The organism is Proteus hauseri ATCC 700826 (genome assembly GCF_001654965.1).
GTDB lineage: Bacteria > Pseudomonadota > Gammaproteobacteria > Enterobacterales > Enterobacteriaceae > Proteus > Proteus hauseri.
Window position 1 is genome coordinate 1 of the sequence record NZ_LXEV01000048.1, and the last position, 321, is coordinate 321.

Sequence of the window (321 nt, forward strand, 5' to 3'; positions counted from 1 at the left end):
AAGTTCTATATAATGAAAAAGTGACAGATAATCTGATAGAACATGAATTTGATCATTTATACCTTGGTTTCAGTGATCAAACCCCTCAGTGTAATCCAAATGAAGTAATGAATTATCGTTGGATATCTCTCGATTCTCTGTATCAAGATATTGAAAAAAACCCCTCTGATTACAGTGTCTGGTTTTGCTATATATTAAAACATATGGGATTTCATCAATTTACACGTTGGAGCCAAGGTATTATTTAATAATTATCTTTAAATAATCCAAGAATAATCCAAGGTTACAGAGTGATAACGATTATTTTTCACTTTTTAAAAA

Annotated in this window: 1 protein-coding gene; it reads left to right on the forward strand. The window is 29.3% G+C overall.

Translation table 11 applies throughout. The annotated features are described in order from the left end of the window. Window positions 1–248, forward strand: a 248-nt coding sequence (locus M997_RS17610; protein WP_169816685.1) for an NUDIX hydrolase, incomplete at its 5' end; no start/stop codon positions are given. Window positions 249–321 lie beyond the last annotated feature (73 nt).